This is a genomic window from Streptomyces sp. NPDC057939 (assembly GCF_042887545.1).
Taxonomy (GTDB): Bacteria; Actinomycetota; Actinomycetes; order Streptomycetales; family Streptomycetaceae; genus Streptomyces.
In genome coordinates, this window is record NZ_JBHVPG010000108.1 from 1 (window position 1) to 9,963 (window position 9,963).

The window sequence follows — 9,963 nt, forward strand, 5'->3', positions numbered from 1 at the left end:
ATCTCCTTCAACGGGAGTTCATGGGCCATCCGTTCGCACACCGCGTCCAGCGCGCCGGCGAACACCGGGAAGGTTTCGTACAGTTCGCGGCCCATGCCGAGGCGCTGGCTGCCCTGCCCGGTGAAGAGGAAGGCGAGTGATCCGGCGGACACCGTTCCGCGGGCCAGGCCCGCCGCCGGGTCGTCGGCCGCGATGGCGGTGAGCATGCGGAGCAGGCCTTCGCGGTCATCGGCGGTGAACGCCGCGCGGTGTTCCAGGCCGGCGCGGCCGGTGGCGAGGGAGTACGCCAGGTCCACGGGACCGGAGCCTTCCTCGTCCGCGGTGGCGGCTTCGGCCACGGGGAGCAACCGGGCGGCCTGGTCGCGGAGCGCCTGTGGCGTCCTGGCCGACAGGACGAAGGGCACCGGTCCGGTGGGCGGGTTCGTCGCCCCGGGACGGTCGGTGTCCTGCGGCGCCTGCTCGATGATCGTGTGGGCGTTGGTGCCGCTGATGCCGAACGAGGACACAGCGGCTCGGCGCGGCCGTCGGGTCGCGGGCCAGTCCGTGGCCTCGGTGAGCAGGGCGATGTCGCCGGCCGTCCAGTCGACGTGCGGGGTCGGCTCGTCGACGTGCAGGGTGCGGGGAAGGGTCCCGTGGCGCATGGCCATGACCATCTTGATGACGCCCGCCACGCCCGCGGCGGCCTGCGTGTGGCCGATGTTCGACTTGACGGTGCCGAGCAGCAGCGGCTGCCCTTCGGGCCGTTCCTGGCCGTAGGTGGCCAGCAGCGCCTGTGCCTCGATCGGGTCGCCGAGGCGGGTGCCGGTGCCGTGAGCCTCCACGGCGTCGACCTCCGCGGCCGACAGGCCCGCGTTGGCGAGGGCGGCACGGATGACCCGCTGTTGCGAGGGCCCGTTCGGGGCGGTCAGGCCGTTGGAGGCGCCGTCCTGGTTGATCGCCGAACCACGGACCACCGCGAGGACCGGGTGTCCGTGGCGGCGGGCGTCCGACAGCCGCTCGACGAGCAGCATGCCGACTCCCTCGCCCCAGCCCGTACCGTCGGCGGCCGCCGCGAAGGCCTTGCAGCGGCCGTCGGGCGAGAGTCCGCCCTGGTGGCTGAACTCGGTGAAGGTGCCCGGCGTCGACATGACGGTGACGCCGCCCGCGAGGGCGAGGGTGCATTCGCCGGCCCGCAGGGCCTGGATCGCCCAGTGCAGGGCGACCAGCGAGGACGAGCAGGCCGTGTCGACGGTGACGGCCGGGCCCTCCAGGCCCAGGACGTAGGAGACACGACCGGACATGACGCTGCCCGCGTTGCCGGTCATCACGTGGCCGAGGACCGCGTCCGCGTCCGCGGAGCCTTCGAGTTGGGCGTCGTAGCCGGTGTAGGCGGCGCCCACGAAGACGCCGGCGCGGGTGCCGCGCAGCGACGACGGGTCGATGCCCGCCCGCTCGACCGCCTCCCAGGACGCTTCGAGGAGGAGGCGCTGCTGCGGGTCCATGGCGAGGGCCTCGCGCGGCGAGATGCCGAAGAAGTCGGCGTCGAACGAGTCCGCGTTGTAGAGGAATCCGCCCTGGAAGGATCGCCCGTGACCGCCTCGATCCGCCTGTCCGTCCTGTACGCCCTGTCCGTCCTGTCCGTCCTGTCCGGCGTACAGCTCGGCGGTGTCCCAGCCCCGGTTGCCGGGGAGGCCGGCGATGGCGTCGCCGCCGGTCTCGACGAGCCGCCACAGGTCCTCGGGGTTGCCGACCCCGCCCGGGTAGCGGCAGCTCATGGCGACGATCGCGATGGGGTCGTCGGCGTCCGCGGCCGGCCCGTGGCCCGGGTGCCCTTCCCGCTCACCGGTCTCCGCTTCCTCGCCGAGCAGTTCGACGAGCAGGTGTCGTGCGAGCGCGACGGGCGACGGGTGGTCGAAGACGAGGGTGGTGGCCAGGCGCAGTCCGGTGGCGGCGCCCAGGCCGTTGCGCAGTTCGACGGCGGTCAGCGAGTCGAAGCCGAGGTCCTTGAACGCCTTGGCGGGTTCGATGCGTTCGGCCGAGGCGTGGCCGAGTACGGAGGCGACCTGTGCCCGTACGAGTTCGAGCAGGGCCCGGTCCTGTTCGGGGCGGGTGAGGCCGGTCAGTCGTTCGGTGAGCGAGGTGCCCGAGTCGTCGCGGGTGTGCGCGGTGCGGCGTCCCGCCGGGCCCAGGAGGTCCCGGAACACGGGGGCGACGGGGCCGGGTGCGGCCGAGGCGCGCAGGGCGGCCGGGTTCAGTCGCGCGGGGACGAGGACGGGGCGGCCGGAGGCCAGTGCCGCGTCGAGGAGGGTCATGCCGTCGGCGGCGGAGAGGGCGCCCATGCCGTGCTGCTCCATGCGGCGCAGCTGGGTCTCGTCGAGTCCGCCGATCATGCCTCCGGACGCGGCCCACAGGCCCCAGGCGAGGGAGGTGGCGGGCAGGCCCTGGTGGTGTCGGTGTTCGGCGAGGGCGTCCAGGTGGACGTTGGCGCAGGCGTAGTTGGCCTGGCCGGCGGCGCCGAGGGTGCCGGCGATGGCCGAGTAGAGGACGAACGCGGTGACGGGCAGGTCGCGGGTCAGTGCGTGGAGGTGGAGGGCGGCGACGGCCTTCGGTCGAAGGACGGCGTCCAGGCGTTCGGGGGTGAGGGAGGCGATGACGCCGTCGTCGAGTACGCCCGCCGTGTGGACCACCGTGGTGAGGGGGTGTTCGGTGGGGATCCGGGACAGGGCGGCGGCGAGGGCGTCGCGGTCGGCGGCGTCGCAGGCGGCCCAGGTGACCTCGGCGCCCAGCGCGGTGAGTTCGGCGGTGCGTTCGGCGGCGCCGGGTGCGTCGGCGCCGCGCCGGCCGAGCAGCAGCAGGTGGCGCACGCCGTGGGCGCCGGCCAGGTGGCGGGCGACGATCCCGGCGAGGCTGCCGGAACCGCCGGTGATCAGGGCGGTGCCGTTCGGGTCGATGTGGACGCCGTCCGCCGGGCCGGCGGGGGCGTGGGACGGAGTGCGGCGCAGGCGCGGCACGTGGACGGTCGCGTCGCGGAGCAGCAGCTCCGGTTCGCCGGCGTCGAGGGCTGCGGCGAGCAGGGCGCCGCCGGCCGGCTCGGTGAGGTCGGCGAGGTCGGTGACATCGGCGAGGACGAAGCGGCCGGGGTTCTCCGTCTCCGCGGAACGCAGCAGTCCGCGGATGGCGGCGTGCGGCAGGTCCTCGACGTCCTCGCCGGGTCCGGCGACCGCGCCGGCGGTGACGGCGACCAGGCGGGACGTCTCGAACCGGTCGTCCGCCAGCCAGGCGCGGGCCAGGCCGAGGGCGTGCTGCGCGGCCAGGTGCAGGGCGTCCGGCGCGGAGCCTTCGGTCTGTCGGGGGAAGGGAGCCAGGACGTACGCCGGTACGGGCGTGCCCGCCTCGATCGCGTCGGCGAGCTCCGCGAGGTCGGCGTAGCCGCGGGCCGGTCCGTATCCGGTGGCCCCGAGGACCGCCCAGCCGCCCGCGGGCTCGGCCCCGGTGGGGGCGGCGGAAATCGGCAGCGGCGTCCAGTCGAGCTGGAACAGGGCGTCGCGGACGACGGCCGGGACCGGGGCCGTGCCGCTGGTGGTGTCGGTGGTCGCGGTGGTGAAGGGGCTCGGGACGAGCCGGCCGATGGTGGCCACGGGGTCGCCGAGGTCGTCGGCGAGGTCGAGGGCGTACGTCCCCTCCCCGGCCGGCCGGACGCGTACGCGCAGGGCGCCCGCGCCGACGGCGTGCAGGGTCACGTCGGACCAGACGCTGCCCGGTCCGACGGCGGCGCCCTCGCACTCGTCGTCGTACGCGTCGCCGGTCGCGGCGCCGGCCAGGGCCACCGCGGCGTGCGCGGCGGCGTCCAGGAGGACCGGGTGCAGGCCGAACTCGGCTCCCTGCGGGGCGCCTTCGGGGAGGCGCACCTGCGCGAACCACTCCCCGTCGCGGTGCCAGGCGGCCTCCACGGCCCGGAACACCGGGCCGCGTGCGGGCGCGTGGGCGCCGTGACGCCCGTCGGTGGCGTAGAGGTCATCGATGTCGACGGCTTCGGCGCCGGCGGGCGGCCACTGCCCGGGGTCGGACGCCGGGGTGGAGCCGGTCTCGGGGGTGAGGACGCCCCGGGCGTGGCCGGTCCAGCCGCTGTCGCCGACCTGCGCTCCGGCCGCGTCGTCCGGGCGGGCGGACACGGTGAACGCGCGGTGGCCGTGCTCGTCGGGGGTCTCCACGAGGACCTGGATGCGGACGCCGCCCTCGGCGGGCAGCGCGAGCGGTGCTTCGAGCACGAGTTCCCGTACGTTTCCGCAGCCGGCCAGGTCACCGGCGCGTACGGCGAGTTCGACGAACGCCGCGCCCGGCAGCACCGTCGTACCGGCCACGGTGTGCTCGGTGAGCCAGGGGTGGGTGCGGGCCGAGAGCCGGCCGGTGCACAGCACCCGGTCTGAGCCGGCCAGGGTGACGGCGGCGCCGAGCAGCGGGTGTGCGGCGGGGTCGAGTCCGGCGACGGCGACGTCGCCGGCCGTACCGGTGGCGGGCTCCAGCCAGTACCGCTCGTGCTGGAAGGCGTAGGTGGGCAGGTCGACGCGGCGGGCGCCGGTGCCGGCGTAGTACGCCGCCCAGTCGACCGCGGCGCCGTGCGCGTGGGCGCCTGCGAGGGCGGCCAGGGCCGTCTCGGGCTCGGGCCGGCCACCGCGCAGCGTGGGGAGGAAGACCGCTCCGTCGCCGGTGACGCAGTCCTGGGCGAGGGCGGACAGGACGCCGTCGGGGCCGATCTCCACGTACCTCGTCACGCCGGCGGCTTCCAGGGCCCGGACACCGTCGAGGAACCGGACCGCCTCGCGGACGTGTCGGACCCAGAACTGTGCCGATCCCATCTCGTCGGAGACGAGGGCGCCGGTCAGGTTGGAGACGACGGGAATGCGCGGGGCGGCGTACGTGAGGCCTTCCGCGACCTCACGGAAGGCGTCGAGCATGCCGTCCATGAGCGGCGAGTGGGAGGCGTGGCTGACCGCGAGCCGCTTGGTCTTGCGGCCCCGCGCCCGGAAGTCGGCCTCGATGCGGGCGGCGGCGTCCTCGTGTCCGGCGATCACGAGCGACCGCGGTCCGTTGACGGCGGCGATGTCGACCCGGTCCGTCAGCAGCGGCAGGACCTCGTCCGGTGTCGCCTGGACGGCGATCATCGCGCCGCCGGCGGGCATCTCCTGCATCAGCCGTGCCCGTGCGGCGACGAGTCGGCACGCGTCGTCGAGCGGGAGGACCCCCGCCGCGTGCGCGGCGGAGATCTCACCGATGGAGTGGCCGGAGAGGTAGTCCGGGCGCAGGCCCCAGCTCTCCACGAGCCGGAACAGGGCCGCTTCCACTGCGAACAGCGCGGGCTGCGTGTACTCCGTGCGGTTCAGGAGATCCGCCTCGGCGGCGAACAGCACGGCCTTCAGGGGGTGTTCGAGGTAGGCGTCCATGTGGACGCAGACCTCGTCCAGGGCGGCGGCGAACACCGGGAAGGTTTCGTACAGTTCGCGCCCCATGCCCAGCCGCTGGCTGCCCTGTCCGGTGAACAGGAACGCGGTCCGGCCCTCGGTGGCGGTGCCCGTGATCAGGCCCTGTGCCGTCCCGCCCGCGGCGAGCGCCGCCAGGGCGGCGTCGAGGCCGGCGTCCGTACGGCCGAGGAGGACCGCTCGGTGCTCCAGCGCGGCGCGGGTGGTGGCGAGCGAATGCCCGAGGTCGAGGGCCGGGACGTCGGCGGCCCCGCCGGCGCGGGTCGCGATCAGCCGGGCGGCCTGGGCGCGCAGCGCGGCGACGCTGCGGCCGGACAGGGTCCAGGCCAGGAGCGCCGGCCGTACCAGACCGGCGGCGGGCTCCGCACCCGGCAGGCCCGCGCCGGCCGGGACGTCGGCCTGCGGGGCATCGGCCTGCGCGAGCTCCTCCTGGGGGGCCTCCTCGATGATGGTGTGCGCGTTGGTGCCGCTCACGCCGAACGCGGAAACGGCCGCGCGGCGCGGTGCGCCGGTCTCGGGCCAGGCCATCGGTTCGGTGAGCAGCGACACGTCTCCGGCCGACCAGTCGACGTCGGGGGTCGGCTCGTCGACGTGGAGGGTCTGCGGCAGGACGCCGTGGCGGATCGCCATGACCGTCTTGATGATGCCGGCGACACCGGCCGCGGCCTGGGTGTGTCCGAGGTTCGACTTCAGGGAACCGAGGCGCAGCGGCCGGCCGGCCGGGCGGTCCTGCCCGTACGTGGCGAGGAGCGCCTGCGCCTCGATGGGGTCACCGAGGCGGGTGCCGGTGCCGTGCGCCTCGACGGCGTCGATTTCGGCGGCGGAGAGGCGGGCGTTCTCCAGGGCCTGCCGGATGACGCGCTGCTGGGCGGGGCCGTTGGGGGCGGTGAGCCCGTTGGAGGCGCCGTCCTGGTTGACGGCGGACCCCCGGACCACGGCCAGGACCGGGTGGCCGTTGCGGCGGGCGTCAGACAGTCGCTCGACGAGGAGGACGCCGACGCCTTCCGACCAGCCGGTGCCGTCGGCGGCGGCGGCGAAGGACTTGCAGCGGCCGTCCTCGGCGAGACCGCGCTGGCGGCTGAACTCGACGAACACGTCGGGGGTGGGCATCACGCACACGCCCCCGACCAGGGCGAGCGAGCACTCGCGCTGGCGCAGGGCCTGTCCGGCAAGGTGCAGGGCCACGAGCGAGGAGGAGCAGGCCGTGTCGATGGTGGCGGCCGGGCCCTCCAGGCCGAGGACGTAGCTGACGCGGCCCGACAGCACGCTCGTCGCGCCACCCGTCAGCAGCAGCCCCTCCAACCCCTCCGGGACCTCCTTGAGGTCGGCCCCGTATCCCATGGCGCCCGCGCCGATGTAGACACCCGTGCGGCTGCCGCGTACGGACGCGGGGTCGATACCGGCCCGCTCGAAGACCTCCCAGGAGGTTTCCAGGATCTGGCGTTGCTGCGGGTCCATCGCCAGGGCCTCGCGCGGCGATATGCCGAAGAATCCGGGGTCGAACGCGGTGGCGTCGGCGAGGAAGCCACCGCCGGTGTTGTAGAAGGTGCCCTTGCGGTCGGGGTCCGGGTCGGCGAGGGAGGCGATGTCCCAGCCGCGGTCGTCGGGGAACCCGGTGATGGCGTCGCCACCCTCGGACACCAGCTGCCACAGGTCCTCGGGCGACCGCACCCCGCCGGGAAAGCGGCAGCTCATCGCGACGATCGCGAGGGGCTCGTGGGCGTCCTGCTCGACCTCCTGGAGGCGGCGGCGGGCCCGCCGTAGCTCCGTGGTCATCCACTTCAGGTTTTCGAGAAGCTTTTCTTCGTTCACGCCGGCCACTGGAACGTCACCTCCTGGAGAAATGCGGATTGCATGCGGACTGCGGCTGAGAATTCAACGAATGCGCCGGTTCCAGCGTTCGACGAATCCAACAGGTGCGTTGCATTCGCGTAACTCGATGGACTCGACGGATTCGATGGGGACATCGGATCGGGCATCAAGGTCAGGCTTTTCCGAATTCGTTGTTGATGATGTCGAAGAGGTCCTCGGCAGATGCCGATTCGATGACCGTTTCCTCGTCCTCCCGGGCGAGCGCGGCTCGTTCCGTCCTGTTCCAGTTCGCCAGGAGCGCTTCGAGCCGTGTCGTGACGCGGGCCCGTTCGGCCGCGTCCTCCTCGGGGACCGAGGAGAGGACGAACTCCAATTTGTCGATCTCGGCGAGGGCCGGGAGGACGGGTTCCGCGTCCCCGCCGAGGAGTTCCGCGCGGATGTGCGCGGCCAGGGCGGCGGGCGTCGGGTGGTCGAAGACGAGGGCTGCGGGCAGTCGCAGTCCGGTCGCCGCGCCGAGGCGGGTCCGCAGTTCGACGGCGGTCAGGGAGTCGAAGCCCAGCTCCTTGAAGGCGCGTCCCGCCTCGACCGTGCCGGCCCCGTCGTGCCCGAGGACCGCCGCGACGTGCGTACGGACCAGGGTGAGCAGGGTCCGTTCGGCCTCGTCGGCGCTCGCACCCCGCAGTTCGGCCAGCAGCCCGTCGACCGCACCCTCAGTGCCCTCGTCGCCGCCGGCGCCGCCGGCGTGCTCCTCGGCGTCGAGCACGCGGCGCACCTCGGGGAGGTCGGCTATGAGCGGCCGCGGCCGGGAGGCCGTGAAGGCCGGGACGAACAGGTCCCAGTCGACGTCGGCGACCGTCACGGTCGTGTCGTCCGCGTCCAGCGCCTGCTGGAGCGCGGCGACGGACCTTTCGGGGGCCATCACCGGCAGGCCGCGGCGCCGGAGTTGCCCGGCCGCCTCGTCGTCGGCGACCAGCCCGCCCTCGCCCCACGGCCCCCAGGCGACGGCCGTGGCCGTCAGCCCGCGGTCGCGGCGCCGCTGCGCCAGGGCGTCGAGGTGGGCGTTGGCCGCCGCGTAGGCGCCCTGCCCGCCGCTGCCCCACACGCCGGCGATGGAGGAGAAGAGGACGAAGGCGTCCAGCTCCGTGTCGCCGAGCAGCTCGTCGAGGTGCTCGGCCCCCGACACCTTGGCCGCGAGGACCGCGGCGACCTCGTCCGGTCCCGTCGCGTCGAGCGGCGTCAGTTGACCGACGCCCGCCGTGTGGAAGACGGCGCTGAGGGCGGGAGCCGTGGTGTCCTCCCGGAGCGCGGTGAGGAGCTCGGCCACGGAACGCCGGTCGGTCACGTCGCATGCGACGGCCGTGGCGCGGGCGCCCAGTTCGGCGAGTTCCGCGACGAGGGCCCCGGCGCCGGGCGCCTGCGGTCCGCGCCGCCCGACGAGCACCAGGTGTTCGGCGCCGTGCGCGGCGAGCCAGCGGGCGACGTGCGCACCGAGCGCACCCGTACCGCCGGTGACCAGGACGGTCCCGCGGGTCCGCCACGGAGCCCGCGCCGCGGTGGTGGGCGCGGAGGCGACGGGCGAGCCGCCCGCCGGTGCGGCGGTGTCCGACTGCGCGGCGTGCTCGATGCGGCGCACGAGGAGACCCGCCGACCGGACCGCGATCTGGTCCTCGTGGGTCCGCCCGGCAGCCCCGCCCAGTACGGACAGCAGCCGGTCGAGCGTCCGCCCGTCCACGCCGCCCGGCAGGTCCACCAGACCGCCCCAACGCTCGGGGTGTTCCAGGGCGACCACCCGGCCGAGCCCCCAGACCTGCGCCTGTGCGGCGCTGCGCAGCCGGTCGGTGGGGCCGGCGGCCACGGCACCGGAGGTCACGCACCACAGCGGCGCGTCGACCTCGGCGTCACCGAGGGCCTGGACCAGGGTTCCGGTCAGCAGCACCCCTGCCGGCGCGGCCGGATGGGTCGGGTGGGGGGCTTCGGCGAACGCCAGCAGGGACACCACACCGTCGGCCCGGTTCCCGGCGAGCGCCTCACGCAGCCTGTCGGCCACGACGGCCCGACCGGTGTCCGCGAGGCCGAGGGCGACGTCCCGTACGTCCACGCCCCGCGCCCGCAGGGCGTCCGCGATCCCGGGGAGTCCGGCCCCGTCGCCGGTCTCCGCGCTGACTACGAGCCAGGTTCCGGCGGGCAGGGCGGCGGCGTCCGGGGCCGCCAGGGCCTTCCAGGTGACCCCGTACCGCCAGGTGTCGACGACGGACCGCTCCGCGCGCTGCCGCCGCCAGGCGGACAGAGCCGGCAGCAGGGCACTCAGCGGCTGGTCGGCGTCGATGTCCAGGGTCGCCGTGAGGGCGGCCAGGTCATCGTTCTCGACGGCGTCCCAGAACGGGGCGTCGACCACACTGTCAGCGGCGCCACCGGGCCCGGCCACCGAGGGGCGGGAAGCCTCCTCCAGCCAGTACCGCTTGCGCTGGAAGGCGTACGTCGGCAGGTCGACGCGCCGGGCACCGGTCCCGGAGAAGTATGCCGACCAGTCGACGGTGACCCCGTGGACGTGGGCCCGCGCGAGGGCGGCGACGAACGCCTCGGCATCGGCGCGGCCCTTGCGGAGCGCGGGCACGAACGTGGCCGTCGATCCGGCGGTGACGCATTCCTGGGCGAGGGCGGAGAGGATTCCGTCGGGTCCGAGTTCGAGGTAGGT

At 74.8% G+C, this 9,963-nt stretch carries 2 protein-coding genes; both read right to left on the reverse strand.

Going from position 1 to position 9,963, the window contains the following annotated elements:
• Positions 1-7,160: type I polyketide synthase (locus tag ACFVS6_RS42600; protein ID WP_389711927.1), on the reverse strand; the 7,160-nt coding region annotated here is incomplete at its 3' end.
• A 280-nt stretch (positions 7,161-7,440) separates the two neighbouring features.
• The coding region (locus ACFVS6_RS42605) for an SDR family NAD(P)-dependent oxidoreductase (protein ID WP_389711926.1) at positions 7,441-9,963 on the reverse strand (2,523 nt) is incomplete at its 5' end.